Origin of the sequence: Tsukamurella conjunctivitidis (assembly GCF_007858475.1) — a bacterium.
Taxonomy (GTDB): domain Bacteria; phylum Actinomycetota; class Actinomycetes; order Mycobacteriales; family Mycobacteriaceae; genus Tsukamurella; species Tsukamurella conjunctivitidis.
Map to the genome: position 1 here is coordinate 1 of NZ_VIGX01000205.1, position 577 is coordinate 577.

At 67.6% G+C, this 577-nt stretch carries 1 protein-coding gene; it reads right to left on the reverse strand.

Annotated features, from left to right (window positions below):
• Nucleotides 1–564: hypothetical protein (locus FK530_RS25055; protein ID WP_205124271.1), on the reverse strand; the 564-nt coding region annotated here is incomplete at its 3' end.
• Nucleotides 565–577: the final 13 nt, after the last annotated feature.

The following is a 577-nucleotide window of genomic DNA, read 5'->3' on the forward strand; positions in this document are numbered from 1 at the left end:
GAAGCCGGATCGGCGCAGGACGCTCTTCAACCACTCCTCGCGCGACCCCTTCATCCGCGACATGTCGAATGCGTTGCACACGAAGAGACGGAACCGCCGCTGCTCGATCGGGTGCTCGGCTGTACAGATCTCGGCAGCAACCTGGTGGACGAGTCCACGGACCTCGGGGTCGGAGTCTGCCATGTCCAGGACTGCCCGGTTGCCGACGACGTGCGGCACCCACGGCTCGAAGTCGACCACGCTCGCGAGATCCCAGGGTTGCGCGTCCTGCGAGGCCGTCTGGTTGTGGAACCGTTCCATTCGGCTGAGCACCGGGGCCCGGAGCGCTGGCGCGTCTCCTCCAGCCGAATGACCGGTGTCCACGATCGGCAAGGAGGCCACCGCCGGAAGCTCGACCTGATCTGCGGCGGGAGGAACCGGATCGCGTTCCTGCGTGTCCGCCCCGAACGCCTCTTGAGGTGCTGCGCGCGGCGGTACGGCTGGCAGTGGCGTTCCTTCGTCCTCAGTGTCGGGCATCAGCTCCCCGATCTGACCGTCCTCGTCCCGGACAGCTGTCTCCTCCACCGCTGCCCCCGCT